Here is a 17,687-nt window from a genome sequence, read left to right on the forward strand (position 1 = left end):
ATGAAGAAGAAAAATAGACCGCTTTCCCGCGAGGCGCAGCGTAAGTTTCTGGATCAGATCGAAGGTGAAGATCCGGAGAAGTGTTGGCGCTGGACCGGTAGTTTTATGCGGGAAGATTATCCGTTGTTTTATGGCGACGGCAGGCAGGAGCCGGCATTACGGATCCTGTATAGAATATATTATAAAAACAACCTGACCAAAGATTGGGTCATTCAACACAATTGCGGTAACCGGTGGTGCATGAATCCAAACCATATTTATGCTGATCGGAGGGACGAAGCCGCCAAAGAGATCCAGCGAGAGCGGCGGCGGTTTACCCGTGGCGAGAACCATCCACAGGCCCAGCTGACTGAAGAAGATGTCCGCCGTATCAGACGGAAGGTTGAAAGTGGTGCACTCCAAAAAGAACTTGCTGAAGAATACGGAGTGACCAAAACCCATATTTCCAATATCGTCCGGGGTAAGGCCTGGTCACATGTAAAGTAGTATTCCTGTAGTCCGCGGATTTCTCTCAGAACATGAAATTCTGGCTTATTATCGCAGACGCGTGGCGATATTACGCCTCCTTCTGAATGCAATCCCCTCCCCGGTATATAACCCCAACGCAATCCAGATAAGGATGAATCCGACGAGTCGCTCCCCGGTAAACGGTTCCCGATAAATAAAGACACCGAGCAAAAACTGTAGTGTTGGTGCGATATACTGGAGAATCCCGATACTTGCCAACGGGATACGCTTGGCTCCGTAAGCAAAGAGAAGCAATGGGGTTGCTGTCGCCGCTCCAGTGAGGATTAAAAAGACATTTTCCCACAATTTCACTTGCCCCAGACTTCCATTTCCCTGAGAGTGAAGAATTGTCAAGAATATCAGTGCAGGCAGGAAGAGTACCATCATCTCCAGTGTGAGTCCTCGCAATGAGCCTAGAGATGCGGTTTTTCGGAGCAGCCCATAGATCCCAAAAGTCAGTGCCAGTGTCAACGCAATCCATGGGATGCGGCCGTAATTCCAGGTGAGATACATGACCCCTATCAGCGCTAATCCCACCGCAATCCATTGAAGACGTCTGAGGCGCTCCCGGAGGAATATTACCCCGAGTACAACGCTGAATAACGGGTTAATAAAATATCCAAGGCTGGCTTCGACAATGTGATCCGAGTTCATTGCATAGATGTATGTATACCAGTTTAATCCGAGGATCACGGCGCTGGCAAGAAACGGGAGATATGTGGCTGGCGAACTCCGAAGTTTGAGTATCCAGGACCATTGCGTTGTAATCGTTAGCAGGATGAGTGTAAAAGCCAGCGACCAGACAATACGATGCGCTAAGATTTCTATCGCAGGGATAGTATCAATAAATTTCCAGAAAATGGGGAGCAGTCCCCATAGTGCATAGGCGCCAACTGCCGCAATCCTTCCGGAATTCCCTTCCGTCATGTCGTTCCTGCCGTATGAAATGTTATCGATTCAGGAACGGAGAATACGCAAATTACGAACGAAACTAAAGCGGATTATCCAGGATGTTTTTGCAGGCAACAGGGAAACCTGCATGGTTATAGTATACGGTGAACACAGGTAGTTCCCAGTAGCAAAACTTTGCTTGTACTTATGAACTATTTTGAATTTTTCGTATTCAGAGGCAAAAATCGTTGGACAACTTCACTGAGTTGCTCTACAAACACTGGCTTGGTCATGATAACGTCTACATCCACAGAAAACTGAAGTTTTTTCTGTGGATTTTTGACATACCCTGAAATCAGCACCACCGGCAAATCCTCGTTAATGACACGCATTTTTCGCGTCAACATGATGCCATCTATACCGGGTAAATTGTAATCAATCAAAGCCAGTTTATACTTGTCGGGATCAGCAGAAAACGCTTCGAACGCATCTTCTCCGGTTTCGAAGGTGTCGACTGCGTATCCGTTTTTTTCCAGGTGTTCAGAAAAGATCGAACGGACCTCTGCCTCGTCATCCACCAATAGAATCTGTGGTTTTACCATTCAAACTCCCCCACCATCTTCTCTATACCAGCTGTCGGTGTGAAATATGTTCAACAAAATAATTCACAATGTCCGTGTATGAATTGCGTAAATTACATCTCCCCATTTCTCCAGAACCTCCCAAAAGCCAAACAGAGGTAGATATTCCGGACTCCACCTCATTGTTTCGACAGACCTTATATTTAATATTTTGTAGCGGAAATTGCTATGAGTTTTGTCACAAATACTGCTATAGGTACTTTTTTTGATATTCAGGGATTACTGGCAATTATCTATGCTGTTACAGTTTAATCTCCAGGTTGTTCTCCCCCGGCTTAATCTCAACCATCTTTCGCAGGGTTAAATATCCGTTTTTCTTCGCAATTATGGTATGGGTGCCGGTCGGGACATTCTCAAACCGGAAATACCCGCTAAATGTTGTTGAGTCTTCGAACCCGCTGAGCGCCACCTGAACATTCTTCAGCGGATTATCGGTATCCCGGTCTGTGATAATTCCTGATACGTTCCCGGGAATTTTATCCAGTGCCACATTCATGGTATTTACACCAGGGGTACATTCGATCGAGGTAGTAAAAACCTTGTAGCCTGATTTATTGACACTTAACAATCTGGGAGTATTAACCGGGAGATTTTCAAAGCGGAAGTAGCCGTTTTCTCTCGTCCGGGAATGCTCAGTGTCCAGAGAAACCATGGCCCCTTCAACCATCTGGTGAGAGGCTCCATCGGTGATGAACCCCATTAACGCCGCTTTTGCCTGACGCATCCGTATTACCTTGGACAGTGAGCTTGTCGCTTTGCCATCGCTTACGATACACGAGACCGAAATATATCCGGAATCGGTCGGTGCGGTCTCATAATTAATCGGATTGCCGGTTCCATCCCTGGCCAGCTTTCCACTGGTCACTTTCCAGTTATACGTTAGCGGATCTCCGTTCTCATCCACAGCAATAGCGTTGAGCACTACCGTTTCACCCGTCACCGGATCTGCCGGATTAACCAATACATCACTAATAACAGGCCGCTGATTTTCTCCGACGGTAAACCCGGAATTTCGCTGACACCCCGCCATCGCAATAATAATGAAAATCGGAATTAATAATTGTAGGTGCGCCTGCAAAAGATCTATCGTACGGACTATCAATGGTATACTCCCTCACAAAAATTAACCCAGCCATCCATCACTTTACTGACAGGTCGTATTCCCTCGATCCTGGTTTATATACACGGTAATACTGTTCTGTCTCTGTCAGTTGGGGAATAAATTCGGGATAATGCCCTGTCAGGGCAAGAGATAATTTCTATTCAAAGGGTTGAGGGGGAGCAATAAATATCCATATTAAGAGACCTTCCACCTAAGTCGGACCTCGTTTTGGGAGGAATATGGATATCATACTTATGAAACGACCTAAAAGATGCTTGCAGTCCTCTGTGTGGGTTCATCGATATTAAACCCAGTCACTTCAAACCACAACGTATACCGGAGTTCTGATTTCCCTATCCGGACCGGAAGTACCAGACCAATCTTTTTTTCGATGTTCTTGCCGGCCGACTCTTTCAGGTAATCCGGAAATTTGTCACCATTCATCGCGGAATCCGCTGTATCTTTTACCGCGCCAAACTGCGGGCCGATCAAGGCAATCGACTCGTCTGATCGCCCGGCCGGGAACGAAACTTCCATACTGTCTGCTTTGGGCCGATACGGAGTGAGTTTCCCGGAAATCTCATGATTTGTGGAACTGAATTGCTGTGCCGCGAGCAACAGGCGTGGTTCACGCTGGTACTGCGCAATAAATATCCGCCCCCTGGGATTAATAAACTGCACCTGCTCCCAGCGAATTGAAAACGCCGAGTCCCTCTTTGTACCGGCAGAAAACCGGAGTACCTCGGACTCAGGGATTACTGTGAGCGAGAGGTAATCGTCACTAAAGTGGTACTGGTTTTGACCAATCTGCTGAACTGAGCCGATACGGGTTTCCAGGTCTTCCTTATTTATTTGGCGATCTGCGATCCGTAAGTGCAGATCATACTGCACTTCGTACACATAATAAGAACGGGATCCTGCGCATCCCACCAGCAATACGAGGCAAATGACAGCTAAAATTTTCTGGCCTCTCATGTATTTCCCGCCTTCCGGGATGCACAGGTTCGATGAATTACCCCGTTCTTCTCTCCAAGGTTAGTCGTTTTCTATTTCGATTTTAATCCAGGCATCTTCACGGTCGGCTGCTTCAACCTCATTTTTTACCGCTTCCGTAATTGCCGTCCATAAGGCCTCTTGCTCAGCAGTGAGGTTCCCCTCAGTCTCATTTTTGACTGAGATTTCTCCGTCGGATTTTTCCGCCTTGAATTCCAATTCAAGTTCTTCGTCGGTTACCGATGTATCGAGTGCTGAGGTGAGTTCATCTAAATCGGAGTGGACTGAATCGGATAAGGCGATATTTCCTTCGACCTTCAGTTCCAGCCGATCTTCCTCTTCATCATCCTCTTCATCATCGTCGTCGTCGTGGTCACCCCATCCGCGACCCCAGCCCCAACCGTCGTCTTCACGGTGAATTGCTTCTTCTACCTGAGCGCTGGTTAGCATACTATGGGCAACGGCTGCGGCGACCAGGTCACTGCGGGTTGTGGAGTCTGTATCAAATTTCATTTTGGCCTTCACCCATGAATACACCGTATCACTGGTATCAATGGAGAACTGTTTGACCATGATTTTCAGTTTACTTCCGGTGTGGTCAAAGTGTTCCTCTTCATCCTCTTCCGTCTCTATCTCGAGAATGGAGTCAACCCGGGCTTCGTCCAGCCGAAAAGCTGCAATAATAGAATCCACCAACGCTGAATCGCTGGTCGTTTCAGTCAGAAACCGTTTTTTGATCATGACACGGGATGTACTGTCGGCGACTTCTGCCTTTACTTTGGTTGAATAGAAAAAATGTTCAACAAAATGTTGAACCCATTGCTCAATTCTCCTGTGGTTATTCATAACCTGGTGGGCATTGCTGGCAGAAATCATGGAACGGATATCCGCCATGTCAGCCTGTTCACCCATTCCCCGCTTGTGCAGCCGGATAAAGATATCCGTCTCAACCGTGGTTTCGGCGTTGATGTCCGTATGCATTGTGCCGGAACTATTTCCGGATCCTGGTTCCATTGTGGTTTGCCAGGAAGTGTTACCATCATTGGCAACAAGAATGACAGGGCGATCAGCGGGTACGTCCGTTTCTATGGAAAAACGTCCCTCGCTATCCGTAGTAGTAATGCCCTGGTTCACAATGTTGACCGTACCGTCTTTTTCGAGTTTTGCGAGAGACACGGCGGCATTATCCACGCCTTCTTCACCGTCAGTTGCAGAGACTTGTCCCTCAATAGTCATATGTTGAGTATTTGGTGACGAGACCGGATCCTGGGCACAACCACTCAGGACAAGTACCAGTGATAGTAGTGCCACTGGAAGAAACTTTGTCCACCCGGCATCCAGAATAATTTTGTGTCGCATGAATAATCCTCCTTTTTTGTCGTATTTCCGTTCCATTAGCATCACTGTATAATAGATTCAATAATTATTCCAACCAAATTTTAAGCAATTTAAATAGTTGTAATAACAGTAAATTACATGAATTTTAAAATTTAGAGAAAACCGGCGATTTGTGTACGGTTTGATACGATACCGTGTCCGCTTTTACACAGTACGGATCATACCAAAGTGCACCTGGGGATAATGCCCCAGGAGAAAACCAATTATTTAGCACCCTTTTCACGAATGACCGGTCGGATGACACCGGTATTCGCACAATCAAATCAACGTGCAGGTAATATGTGAGTATAGTCAGAGAAAGGGCTGAAGCCCTGAAACGTTTGGTGAGGGCTTAGTTTCCCCCGCCATAAGTGGCGGGGCTATTCAAATATTTCCTATTTTCGCGATATTACTTAAACAAACTCCTGGTTCCTTTTTAGACCAAACTCATATGTTGAAATGATATTATTTCACCGTTTTTTAAATTGTCCTGAAATGCTAACTTCTCCAGGAGATAAAATTCGGGGCAAAATTAGTAAAGGTAAAACGGATACATGTTCAAACACATTAAGGATGACTGGAAAAAACTCCGGCAAAGTGAGCCTGGGCACCGATTTCAGGACCGGTATGAGCGGCGCCACTCCAACGGTTCCAACTGGAAAAAATTCTGGGGTCCTGTTATGATCGGAATCGGCTTGCTCGTAGTCGGATTTGGAATCCTGCTATTAGTCATTCCCGGCCCCGGCTGGGTAACGATTACACTTGGTCTTGCCCTGATTGCCGGCGAGTCACTCATCCTGGCCAAAATCCTGGATGTGCTGGAACTCGTTATCCGCAAACTTCTAGGAAAACAACGGATGGGTTAAGTTTCTTTTTACATAAGGCTTTCTATTGTGGAAAATATCATAGAATACACGAAAAATGAAGGCCTGGTACTCTGGGCTAGCTCGGTGATCGGGCTGCTTGGGATTAACTGCGTATTCAAGTAGTAGGTATTCGAAGTCTTCTTAGTTAGATACAATACCTCCTCAAATTCTCTGAGAATTCCCTTCAGTTTCCCGAAGGTCACTTAAAATGATGCGGATTGGGCCATCAGACTTGCTCCGGATTCGGTTTCATGGAAGGGGCGCATTTCCGGCAGCCAACTCGGCAAGAAATCCCTCTTGCAGGCACAGAATCCCGGTAATCAGGGTAAAGATATAGTAAACGAACGGCGGCATATCCCTGAACACGATGGACAGAATAATTAGAACAACAGCACCGATGATGTGTGTCCAGCCAAGCCACCCGGGAAAGGGTGTCGACAGCATGCCGATACCCAGGGAACCGAGTCCAACTAACATCAGCAGCGTGAAACTGACAAACAGCCATCCGGGAAAAATATTCCTGGCGAACCCATCCGGTTCGCTCAAGCGGAGTACCAGGTGCCAGTCCCAGGGAATCACAGCCACCAGAACGAGTACTGCACCAGCCATCAGCCACAGGTTACCCACCGCAGCCAATCCTGACTTCGTCACCAGATATACAAGTGACACTGCCGTAAGTGTAGACCCGAGAATAAACAGCACATTGTGCACCGTCCAACCCGTGGAAAAATTCCGGACGATGGCCAGCCGGCCTTCCACCGATGGTTCCATATATATTTTTGCCACGTTCGGCATCGCAAATGCAGAGATAATAAAAAGCGATGATCCAATAATCAGCAACAGCCCGGCAAGTTTCACCTCGCTCATGGGACGCCTCCTTTTTTTGGGGGTGTTCTTCTTTCGAATATCAGGTGATAACCCGAAATGATTTTCGCTAAAACGCGTGCCGTGTTCTGCAATAAACCTCAAACGTGATGAACTTTATCATATTCAAATTTAAAATAAAATACAAGAATATTTTAATGTACACACTCCATAACAATTCTTTCTAAGAATGGCGACGCATTTTCGATTGAGTAATCAGAGGAGTAGGTAACGTCACTGACTGCGAGGAAGCAGTCTATGCATCAGTGTTCGAATGGAGCCCCCCAGACCAGGTCAACATATGAATATCCCGGTAGGGTGAATGCAATGTTCCGGTTATCCTGTATTTTCTCGGGTACTACCACCTGAAAATTGATATTTACCATGCCAACGAGTGTGACTATTTATTTAGGTGTCCTCACGAAACAACAGTCGTAAATAGGAGTGATAGTGCGATAACTGGTTTGCAATAATCTCCGGTTCCTTTAAGGATCCCGATAACACGTACGCCCCTTCAAATATAACCAACAGCATATCTGCCAGACTCGTATAGTCTACCTCGATACGCGGGGTGTTTTGTTGATCCACCTCTTTCAATTTCTCCGAAACCCTGTGACGCCAATGCAACATGGAATTGCGTATAATCTCCATGACCTGGTCATCAAACAGCTCTGACTGGTTCAGGTAGGAGGCAAAAAGGCATCCGGGATACGGTTCATCCAGCGTCTTCATCTCCTGCTCGAATAACTTGACAAAAATAAGAAGTTGCTGGAGCGGATCATCACTGAGATCTTCCGCCTTGTCGAGAGTTTCTTCAAGGTGTTTGGCGTCCCCTTCGGCGTAGCGTTGTACAAGGATACGGCCTAACTCGTCTTTGCTGGAGAAATGATGGAAAAAGGCCCCTTTACTCACGCCGGTTTTCTCGATGACCGCATCGACGGTTGTGCCGGAAAATCCGAGGTCCAGGATCAGGGAATGCGCAACATTCAGAATTTTTTCCCGGGTATTTTTAGGATCTTTACTCATTTAAAAAACCTCAAACATACTAATTAGTTTGTTTGTATTTATTTCTTCGGTTGTTGTGTGATTATCACCAATAACGCCTTAGTGGAAAATAATCATAAATTTCTGGAGTAGACAGAATAAATTCGTTCTTGACAATAATGAACTATATTTATTAACATACCGACCAGTTGGTTTGTTAATAAAAAAACAAGGAGTCGGTTATGTGTAATACAGCAGTTTCCCTTCCGGAAACCAACGGAGGAACGCCGGGATTTGACGAATGGTATGTAACAGCGATCAACAACGGTGCCGTTATGCTGATGATATCCATTGGGCATAGGACCGGTTTGTTCGATACATTGGCCGATATGGAGTGGACAACCAGTCAGGAGTTGGCTGAAGAAGCCGGACTGAATGAGCGCTACGTGAGAGAATGGCTTGGGACTATGGCAACCGGCGGCATCGTTGATGTGGATGAATCGGACCGGTACCACCTGCCGGCGGATCACGGCCGGTTTTTAACCCGACAGAGCGCAGATGAAAACCTTGCGGCCTTTGCCCAGTATATCTCGCTCCTCGGAGGGACCGAGGACGAGATTGTGGACTGCTTCCAAAATGGTGGCGGCGTCTCGTATGATAAGTATCCGCGCTTCCACGAGATTATGGCCGAAGATAGCGGGATGACAGTTTTGGATGCTCTGGAGGAGGACATTCTTCCATTGGTACCTGAACTTGAGGCAAACCTCTGGAAGGGAATTGAGGTGTTAGACGTAGGATGCGGCCGGGGACTGGCGCTGATGAAAATGGCGCAGCTATTTCCAAATAGCCGGTTCACAGGGATAGATATCTCGAAAGATGCTATCAGCTGGGCCAGGTCAGAAGCCGCAAAAAGAGACCTGGGAAATGTGGTGTTTGAAATGCATGACGCTTCGGACTTTGACCGTACTGCTGAACCGGAGGTCTTCGACTTCGTCACCACGTTTGACGCTATACACGACCAGGCTGACCCGCTTGCGGTGCTCACAGGGATTCACCGGACACTGAAGCCTGATGGGGTGTACCTTATGCAGGATATCCATGCGCAAAGTCCTGTCCATGAAAACCTTGACCACCCCCTCGGTCCTTTCCTCTATACCATTTCCGGTATGCACTGCATGCCTGTTTCACTGGCGCAGGGAGGAGCTGGCCTCGGTGCAATGTGGGGGCGTGAAAAGGCTAAAGAACTCCTCAATGAGGCTGGCTTTAATCAAATCGAAATCCACCGCCTGGAGCACGATATCCAAAACGATTACTACGTCAATCGGAAGTGAAGACTCCATTGGTGCATAATGCAAATGGAAAGTGAGCAATACATCCGGCTATGGCATAACCTGATCTGGACCGGTTTTCGCAATGATGGATCCGGCAATACTGTAAATCCTGCCAAAATTGATGGAATTTATGATGTCGTCGAGGCATTGACAGTCAGGAAGATCATTCAACGACTTTACTGACACCTCATTCTCGGTCTCTCTACCAGTATCCCGCTACCGCACTAAAACCATCCTCCGGACCTTCATAAAACCTCCCGCCTCCAGCCGGTACAAGTATACACCGGTACTGACTAATGATCCAAACTCATCGGTACCGTCCCAGCGGATCTGCTGCCTAGCCGCTTGCTGTGACTCGTTGACCAGTGTTTTGACCTGCTGACCAGCAAGGCCCCACACAGTCAGCCGCACGTGCGTATCTTCCGGTAAATCGTATTGAATTACCGTTGAAGGATTGAACGGATTCGGATAGTTCTGGGCAAGATGGTAATCGGTCGGAAGTGGCTTACCATATCGGACTCCCACTGTCGTCGTATCCGCGATGACGGTCAACCCTCTGGTTCCAGCGGCATCAACGGTGAACTCACCGTCGGTCGCCGTGATTGTCCAGGTCCCGGCGATAGAATCCACGCCGGACGCCCGCATCCGGTCATACACGGATGCGTACGACAGCTGAACTGTGGTAGCATTCGTCTCAGGAAACGTGATACCGGCGTCGAGTTTACCCGTCTTGTAAGCAAGATGGTATCTGAGGTCTACGGAATCCGGATCTTTCGCCGCTTGCCAGCGAAAATTCAGCGACTTATCCAGGTTATCCCTGGATATTATAATCTTTGAACCGTCGGCAGGCTCCACCAAACTGAAGGTGCCCGGCGGATCATTTATCGGTCTCACCGTCAGCGTGAATGCGGTACTGACCTCATCTTTCCCGTCCGAAACGGTCACGGTAATCCTTGTGGAGCCGGACTGATTCCGAGCCGGCGAAAGGGAGACGATCCGTTCCGCTCCACTCCCGCCAATTGAGATATTGTCATCCGGCACGAGATTCTGATTATGAGAGGATCCCGTCACCGTTAAATCGCCGGAAGCGGTCTCGGCATCACGAACCGTGACGACGATACCGGTTATCGACAGATCCTCATTGATACTCTGGTCGGCAATGGTGCTAATGGTCGGGAGCTTGTTCGGAATCGTCCCCATAAGCCGGTATGGATCATCCGGACTGCCGACCGCACCACCGGACCGGAACGTTACCGGATCGACCAGATCGATGACGGTATCCTTGTCCGAGATATATCCCCGGAATGTGACCGAAGAGCCAGGGATGTTCTCGTACACCATGAGAAAGTACAGCGGTGTCCCGTTCACCATGGTCGCCTCTGCAACACCCCGGCACTCGTCTCCAATAAAGGCAGAAATGAGATTGCCATCACCTAAAACGGATTCGTTGTTCACCTCCAGCCGGGCGGTGACAGTCATAACGAATTCATACTTCTCCGGGTCGACGCTCCAGGATGGTGCTTGCGCTAGTACCTGTCCCGTCAGAACACAGGTGATTACCACGTAAAGTATGGTTAAATACCCTTTCATCGGACAAGTACCATCTTCCGGATCTTGGTATAGGTTCTTGTCCGCATCCGCATAATGTACATCCCTGATGCCATATCGTGACCGTACTGATCTGTACCATCCCAGCGAATTCGGTAGTATCCCGCTTTTTGCACATCGTTCACCATCGTCTTCACCACCTGGCCACGAATATTGTAAATCCGGAGCGTCACCCTACTGGCTTCCGGCAACCCGTATCCGATGACAGTCGTCGGATTAAACGGGTTCGGATAGTTCTGCGAAAGCACGTATTCTTCCGGGATAAAATCCGGATCGTCCAACGCCAACGCGGTCTGCGTCATGGTGAACGGTTCGGTTACCGACCCCTCATGACTCTCCGGCCGGAACGGGAAAGTCTCCGCCGTACGGTAGATCCGTTCCTTGTCGTTGTCCCAGATGCGGAGTTCCACAGGAGTTTCCTCTCTGGAATCGCCCTGGATGCTCAGGAAGATCCGCGGTTCATCGATCCCCGGGATAAACATCGGACGTGCCGTGCCCCGGACTTCTCCGTCAATGAGCGCCGCCACCATATCGTACGGATCGGCAACCATGTTCAGTTCATCGTAGATAACAGTGGTTAGCGTCATGGTGTGTTCGTGGAGATACGGATTCTCGACTACCCACTGAACTTCCGGTAGCGAATCGGCAGCGAACTCCGGCGTCAGAACCGTAATCTTTGCTAGTCCTGGACTGGTGATACTGCCCAGCGGATATACCAGTGTATCCGCAGTGACAAGACGGATCTTGTATCCGGCGCCGGGTAACATGTCCGTCAGGTTCCCAATCCAGCCAAGTCCCTCCGCATATTCAGCGAAGCTCACCTGATCCTTGACAAGATCGCCATCGCCGGGATGCAGTTGACTCAGCGCCACGTTCACATTCATACTCCGGTTCGGCAGATAGCCCAGCCAGTTCCAGTTCTGTGTCAGCGGAATTTGCGCCGTATCCGCCCACACACGCCGCCCGATATAGGGGAGAGCCATACCGCTACTTAAATCAGCCACATACATCGTCCCCGCATCCAGACCAACTTCCGTCAGCGGCCCGACCCAGCTGTTTGTGGAGGACTGAAATTGCGCGTAGGCCTCCTGACTTATTATTCGATCGCCTTCTTCCGGAGCCAATCCCTCCAACACATTGTTCAAGTTACTTTTTTCCGGCTTCACATTGACGCTGAACCATTTAAATCCTTCAGGGAATGCCAGATTCTGCGCCACAACCCCAGAGGCGTTCATGGTAAGCGGCTCAGTCAGGCTACCGATGGCGGCATCATTGGTGAATACCAGGGTTGTATCCATTTCCCAGAACTCCACACAGCCGGTCCTGTCCCAGAGATGGAACCGCACAGTATCGCCGCTGAAGGTGTTGCTGTAGACAGTGAGATAGGTGCGGTGATCGTTCAGCTCCGACACATACTCAATATGGCCAAACCCAACGGGCTGACCATCGATAAACGCCCCCATACGGTCGTAATGATCGGTGGACTTGGTCCCCTGCACCAGTACGTCAGCAGTGACCGTCATAGAGTATTCGTAGTCGTAGGGATTCACGTCCCAGTCAGGATACGGGCACATGGAGACGATCTTCATGTCCAGCGGCTCGTCTCCCTCCGGCGTCCGGGCGAACAGCGTATTGGTGTACTCTCCCACGTCCAGATTCGGATCGACCTCAAAGTGAATGTCAAACGATCCGCCGGGATTGAGCTCACCATTGGTTGGTGCGGCAATTAGCCAGGATGGTACATCAACCAGTTCAAACGGCTGTGCCTTCGAGCCGTTATTATTCAGCGTTATTCTAAACTCGTTGGTAGTGTCCGTAAAGGCCAGGACCTCGGTGCTTCGCTGATTCCATGCCACCGGATTCCGATCCACCAGGAATTTCCAGGTGAGGGTATCACCGGGATTTCCGTTTAAGTCTTCATATCCGTAAACTGTCGCCGTCACATGGTGATTCTCCATAAATTTGTTCTGGATCTGCGGAATGATGACCAGCCGATTTTCCGAAACCGTCACCTCAATGTCCGTAATCTCGCCCCCGGCCTGCCCGTCGTAAAGCTTCACGTCCGTACGGGTGACCGAAGCCGGGTTGATTGCCTCTGTGAAGTTAATGGCAATCTCGTCGCTCATATTCAGGACTTCGTCCTTCGGTTCCGGGGCACCAAGAATCTGCGGTTTCTTCCGGTCGACGGTTCCCCGCAATGATGGCATTTCGTTGGTCAGGGTGTTCTCCAGGCACACGGACCGCAACCGGATGTCATACTTGCCGTCTGTAAATCCCTCGGGTATCGGCCAGTGCATGGATGCCACCTGCTGGTCATAGATACGCAGCGTATCGGCGTACAGCGTATCGGCGCTGACCGTAAACCATTGATCACTGCCCACCGGTTGATATTGCAGCAGCAAGGTTTCAAAATAGCTCTGTCCGAGATCATAGCCGGTCACGAGAAAATCCAGCGTGTCTTTGTCGGCAATATTCAGCACCCAGCTCTCTTCTAGATCGTAAAACTCTGCATCGGTACAGGGTTTTGCAAAGTTCACGGTAAACGGCAGGGTAAATCCCGAGGTCACTCCGGCATAGTTGGATTCGCATTCCGGCGCGAATTTGATCGTTAATCCATTGTACTCGTAGTGATCGCCCGAACCGCGCCAGACCCGTACCGTGGCAAACTGTTGTTCCATGCTGTCCATCACCACCGGAAAAGGATTGGCTTCGGTAGCGGCCACACCGTTGATTGTGATTTCCGCACCCAACGGGTTAGATGATTGAACAATTGAGAGGTAGTATGTGCGCGATTCGGGCTTTTCGTTCCGCAGCCAGACTTTGAGATCCACCGGCTCACTGGGCAATGCGTCGTCAATAATTCCGTTATTGGTGGAGGCATCCCAGGCCATGGTGGGCTTATCCCGGGGCACGGTCACCACGGAGTCCTCCGCATTTCTCCATTCTTCATAGGGACAAGAGGAGATACCTGAAACTACCCGGAAAACGGGGGTTCCATAGACCGGATCGTTCGCTACGTCCACCGTATACCGATCGCCATCATCGTCGTCATCCAGAGTGAAAGAGGAGGTATTGGACACTGTTTTCGTTGAAGTTGCGCTTCGCCCCATATTAAATCCGAAGGAATATCGCTCCGTGGTAGATGCGCCAAACCCCTCGTTGATCTCGAACCCGACTTCCTGCGCGAAACTGGAATTAATCTCCAGTCCTACATTCATGGTGTAGCTTTCGGATACTTCCGATGTCCTGGACTGTGTAAACGGCCCGGCGTTACCATCAAAGCTGTAATTGACCGTATCCTGGGTTATCCAGCGGAGGGACTTCTCCCGGTCTAATACCTGGTTCCATCGGGCAATACTTTCGAGAGTGGTTTCCCGGAGGGAGTCACTGTCCGTGTTCCGGGCGATGTCCCGCAGCTCCGGAATAAGGATCTCCTCGATGTGCTTCCGGGTGTATATGAAGGTAGTGGCAAACCCGTCCGGCACAAACATAACCGGGGTAGTAATCCCGTATCCATCGTAAACCTGTTCTCCCACAGTATATTTTTTAAGGCCGAGCTCGGTGGTTTTACCGTAGAGGAGATTGAGTGCCCCGCCGACAAACATGTCGAGATCCCCGTGGTTCCCCGCCACATCAACTCCGGTGCCCGTCTGGTAAGTGCTTTGGGTGGAGATACTGACCGCTTGGGATTTCGAGCTCGAGAGAGAAAATGTAGATGAAAATCCGGCCGTCATTTCGTATTTGGCTTCCACCGAGAGTTCGGTGGAGACACCAAACCCAACCACCGTAGTAAACTTCGTTCCCAGACTAGCCGAAACTTCCCGTTCGTATCCCATGGCACTGCCGATATCAATACCAAACTCAGTCGATTGAGCCTGGCTCCGGGTAAACTCGGCAAAACTCTGGTCTCCGGGCGGCCGCCGCAGGATCAGGAACGGGATATCCGGAGCAGTGGTGGTAAACTGCATCGGTCCGGGTTTGGTCCCGAGCACAACCGCCTCTTTCGTCACCGACTTGGTCTGTCCAATCCCCCCTATAGCTCTCACAGAGATCTTTTTCTTATAGGGAGAGATCACGTCCGGCTGACCCGGTATCACTTCATAGTCATACGTTCCGGTCGGCCCGATAGCCACTTCGACGGTATCCTCAGATCCTGCCGACCACCGGTCACTGATGTAGTCAAAGATCTGAAATGTCCCGGTATCCACCGGGCACTCTCCGCCATAATATTCCTCATAGGAAGAGAGTTCAAGAATGTGCGGCCGGTTCTGAACAAAGTACTTATTCACTTCCAGCTTCTGTTTGTCGGGATTCCAGATACTAAGGGTATCAAAACCGGCGATCTCCACCTGCATCGGCGACCTGTAGGTAAAATCCAGGGTGTCTTCCTCGCCGCCCCATGCCGAATCCGCCAGGGAATAGGACTTTTCGAGATCGATGGATTTACCGTTATTTTTAAACCAGGTATCTATAGTAGACCAATTATCAATATCCTCAATAAATGCCTGGTCCATTTGTACACTTACCGTGTACGCCTGGGGCGGCAGGGTGGGAAAAGTGAAGTTTCCGCCGGCATCGACGGCAAAGGTTTTGGTGAATTTGTTGTTGGCTGGACTCACCTGGACTGACGCAAAAGCTTTTGGTCCGAGTGCTACACCGCAACTTCCACCTGAAACCCTCCCCCGCAGGAACCGGGTTTTGGTATCTTTGAAGTTCGCTGTTTTGTTCTCCACCACCTCCGTAAAGTCATAGCGAGTGGGCCGGAAATTCAGCGAATCCCTGGAGTTCTTTTCTGGCCGGATGGTCACATCGGCACCGGGCTCCACCTCCACCCGGTAAAATCCATCCGCATCGGTAGTGGTTTTCACCGCGCCGTTTACCTTAATTTGCACCCCTTTCTCGCCACACTGCACGCCTTCGGTATACGAGGTGTCAAAGTACACGTAACCAGTAATGCTCATCAGGTTGACCACGGTAAAATTCTGATTCAGCGCCGCCGGATTCGTCTCATTCAATGAAACGTCGAGAAATTCCACGTCGAACTCATGGTAGAGTTTTGAAGGCGTCAGGCGAAACAGAGTTCCGTTGCCACCGAAATTTATATTCTCCATTTTATAATAGCCGGTGGAATCGGTAAATGCTGTAGCATAAACCGGCGGCAGATTTGACGCCCACGTGTCGGTACTCACCCCATACACGGTACCACTTAACGTCTGATTAACAGCATTAGTCACCGTAGTCCCGGATCCAAAATCAAAATTCATGCTGCTGGTCATGCCCGTATGATTGATGATTTCTCCGGTCCGGTAATAAAGATACCGGTTGTAATCCCGGGCAATAGTCTCTTCTCCCCGGGCAAAATCCCATGTTCTGAAATCATCGATGGCGCCACGGAAGAAACCGGTTTCACCGTCGCTGGCAAATATCAATGGCGCCGTATTTTCCGCAGTGGCATTAAACTCCATGAATAACATCCCGCCACCGACAGTAGCCTGCGTTCCGTTCAAATAGGCCGTCAGCATACTACCCGATTTGACCAGCGCAATATGCGTCCACTCATTTACGTTCACCGTGTTATCCGTCAGAAAAACCTGGCTTCCATTGAGGGTAAACGCCAGATGCATCGCCGTGCCGTTATCTACGAGCTCCAGATTCCAGAGCCCACTTTTTGAGAGCAATATCTGATTCGCAACGGTGGATGGAAGAGCCCAAAACTCCAGGGTTGCCTCCGGAAGTACTTGATCGTTCGCAAATTCGAACACATCCGCATCCGGGACAGTCATATAGTCTTCCATGCCATCAAAGAAAAGGGAATAGCCCCAGTTCGGCGTCAATACCAGTTTGACTTCGGGGATTTTTGTGCCCACCTTGGACTTGATATTGCCCGAAATGTATCCCGAGGTTGAGGTTTTACCGATGGCCTCTCCGCGAACCGGCGCCGGGCCAAAGACGTTTTTTCCTTCGATATGATAGACATACTCGGTTCCCACATTGAGGTCGGAAGCGGCATCCTCGTAGGTAGACTCGGTTATCGGATAATCGTCGTACAGCTGGGTGCTATTACGGTAGATGTCATGCAATATCGTGGCCGGGGGTATATTGGGGTCGTATGACCACCGCAGATTGATTTTGTCCGGAAATATGTCATAGGACGCCTTTAGTAATGGGACCCCTGGCCTTCGCAACATAGGAGACCAAAACCCCAGCTCGGATTTCAACCCGTTACCGCTCATCACCCCCGTCGAGACAAACGGCTGTCCCACCAGAACCGTATGGGAGCCGTTCTGCCGTTCCTCGCCCACCACCGCAGGGGCAAGGTACCCCGTCATCACTCCGGAGCCCCCATTTACTACCGTGACTTCAGTTGAATATGTCTGCGCTGAGAGCGAGGTTGCCGACATCAGCATTGTCACGAAAAACAATATCGGTGGCAGATTTCCAATTTTATATCTATTGAACTTCATAAGAAGCCTCCATGCTCAGGAAATTAAAGTGCTTTACATTCACCTCATTTTTCCTCAAG

General features: G+C 49.5%; 12 protein-coding genes. 3 read left to right on the top strand and 9 right to left on the bottom strand.

All coding sequences use genetic code 11. The annotated features are described in order from the left end of the window. On the top strand, positions 1–486 hold the full coding sequence (locus tag K9N57_13950) for a hypothetical protein (protein MCF7805284.1): 486 nt from the start codon (positions 1–3) through the stop codon (positions 484–486). 48 nt (positions 487–534) lie between these two features. Here the strand turns inward: K9N57_13950 and rarD are convergent, their stop codons facing one another. The 5 genes from rarD to K9N57_13975 form a co-directional block, all read right to left on the bottom strand. Then, positions 535–1,434, bottom strand: coding sequence for an EamA family transporter RarD (gene rarD, locus K9N57_13955; GenBank protein ID MCF7805285.1), 900 nt, complete (start codon positions 1,432–1,434; stop codon positions 535–537). 176 nt (positions 1,435–1,610) lie between these two features. Further along, positions 1,611–2,000 carry a response regulator gene (locus K9N57_13960; GenBank protein MCF7805286.1) on the bottom strand — a complete coding sequence of 130 codons (390 nt, stop codon included), beginning with the start codon at positions 1,998–2,000 and terminating at the stop codon, positions 1,611–1,613. Positions 2,001–2,280: 280 nt separating this feature from the next. After that, positions 2,281–3,141, bottom strand: a complete 861-nt coding sequence (locus K9N57_13965) for a carboxypeptidase-like regulatory domain-containing protein (protein ID MCF7805287.1) — start codon at positions 3,139–3,141, stop codon at positions 2,281–2,283. Positions 3,142–3,405: 264 nt separating this feature from the next. Further along, entirely contained in the window at positions 3,406–4,116 is a 711-nt protein-coding gene (locus tag K9N57_13970; protein ID MCF7805288.1) for a hypothetical protein, read from the bottom strand. A gap of 60 nt (positions 4,117–4,176) precedes the next feature. After that, the gene (locus K9N57_13975; protein MCF7805289.1) at positions 4,177–5,493 is read right to left on the bottom strand and encodes a carboxypeptidase-like regulatory domain-containing protein; all 1,317 of its coding nucleotides are present in this window, start codon (positions 5,491–5,493) and stop codon (positions 4,177–4,179) included. Positions 5,494–6,065: 572 nt separating this feature from the next. On the opposite strand from K9N57_13975, the gene K9N57_13980 reads away from it, so the two are divergent. Beyond that, entirely contained in the window at positions 6,066–6,377 is a 312-nt protein-coding gene (locus K9N57_13980) for a hypothetical protein (protein MCF7805290.1), read from the top strand. Between the two features lie 249 nt (positions 6,378–6,626). Here the strand turns inward: K9N57_13980 and K9N57_13985 are convergent, their stop codons facing one another. After that, entirely contained in the window at positions 6,627–7,244 is a 618-nt protein-coding gene (locus K9N57_13985) for a hypothetical protein (protein ID MCF7805291.1), read from the bottom strand. A gap of 405 nt (positions 7,245–7,649) precedes the next feature. Then, entirely contained in the window at positions 7,650–8,267 is a 618-nt protein-coding gene (locus K9N57_13990) for a TetR/AcrR family transcriptional regulator (GenBank protein MCF7805292.1), read from the bottom strand. A gap of 200 nt (positions 8,268–8,467) precedes the next feature. Between K9N57_13990 and K9N57_13995 the strand changes: the two genes are divergently transcribed. Beyond that, positions 8,468–9,556 (top strand): methyltransferase domain-containing protein, encoded by a 1,089-nt coding sequence (locus K9N57_13995; GenBank protein ID MCF7805293.1) that lies wholly within the window; start codon positions 8,468–8,470, stop codon positions 9,554–9,556. Between the two features lie 216 nt (positions 9,557–9,772). On the opposite strand, the gene K9N57_14000 is transcribed toward K9N57_13995, so the two are convergent. Both K9N57_14000 and K9N57_14005 read right to left on the bottom strand, forming a co-directional pair. Beyond that, a complete protein-coding gene (locus K9N57_14000) occupies positions 9,773–11,146 on the bottom strand; it encodes a T9SS type A sorting domain-containing protein (protein MCF7805294.1) in 1,374 nt (457 codons plus the stop codon). Next, positions 11,143–17,628: a T9SS type A sorting domain-containing protein gene (locus tag K9N57_14005; protein MCF7805295.1), complete on the bottom strand. Its 6,486-nt coding sequence runs from the start codon at positions 17,626–17,628 to the stop codon at positions 11,143–11,145. The genes K9N57_14000 and K9N57_14005 overlap by 4 nt, the downstream gene beginning before the upstream one ends. Positions 17,629–17,687 lie beyond the last annotated feature (59 nt).

This window comes from Candidatus Neomarinimicrobiota bacterium, assembly GCA_021734025.1.
In the GTDB taxonomy this organism is placed as follows: Bacteria; Fidelibacterota; JAANXI01; order JAANXI01; family JAANXI01; genus JAANXI01.

Excerpts from the sequence above, each read along its gene's own strand:
- K9N57_14005 (MCF7805295.1), bottom strand. The coding sequence starts at position 17,628 with ATGAAGTTCAATAGATATAAAATTGGAAATCTGCCACCGATATTGTTT.
- K9N57_13990 (MCF7805292.1), bottom strand. The coding sequence starts at position 8,267 with ATGAGTAAAGATCCTAAAAATACCCGGGAAAAAATTCTGAATGTTGCG.
- K9N57_14000 (MCF7805294.1), bottom strand. The coding sequence starts at position 11,146 with ATGAAAGGGTATTTAACCATACTTTACGTGGTAATCACCTGTGTTCTG.
- K9N57_13985 (MCF7805291.1), bottom strand. The coding sequence starts at position 7,244 with ATGAGCGAGGTGAAACTTGCCGGGCTGTTGCTGATTATTGGATCATCG.
- rarD (MCF7805285.1), bottom strand. The coding sequence starts at position 1,434 with ATGACGGAAGGGAATTCCGGAAGGATTGCGGCAGTTGGCGCCTATGCA.
- K9N57_13995 (MCF7805293.1), top strand. The coding sequence starts at position 8,468 with ATGTGTAATACAGCAGTTTCCCTTCCGGAAACCAACGGAGGAACGCCG.
- K9N57_13975 (MCF7805289.1), bottom strand. The coding sequence starts at position 5,493 with ATGCGACACAAAATTATTCTGGATGCCGGGTGGACAAAGTTTCTTCCA.
- K9N57_13970 (MCF7805288.1), bottom strand. The coding sequence starts at position 4,116 with ATGAGAGGCCAGAAAATTTTAGCTGTCATTTGCCTCGTATTGCTGGTG.
- K9N57_13960 (MCF7805286.1), bottom strand. The coding sequence starts at position 2,000 with ATGGTAAAACCACAGATTCTATTGGTGGATGACGAGGCAGAGGTCCGT.
- K9N57_13950 (MCF7805284.1), top strand. The coding sequence starts at position 1 with ATGAAGAAGAAAAATAGACCGCTTTCCCGCGAGGCGCAGCGTAAGTTT.
- K9N57_13980 (MCF7805290.1), top strand. The coding sequence starts at position 6,066 with ATGTTCAAACACATTAAGGATGACTGGAAAAAACTCCGGCAAAGTGAG.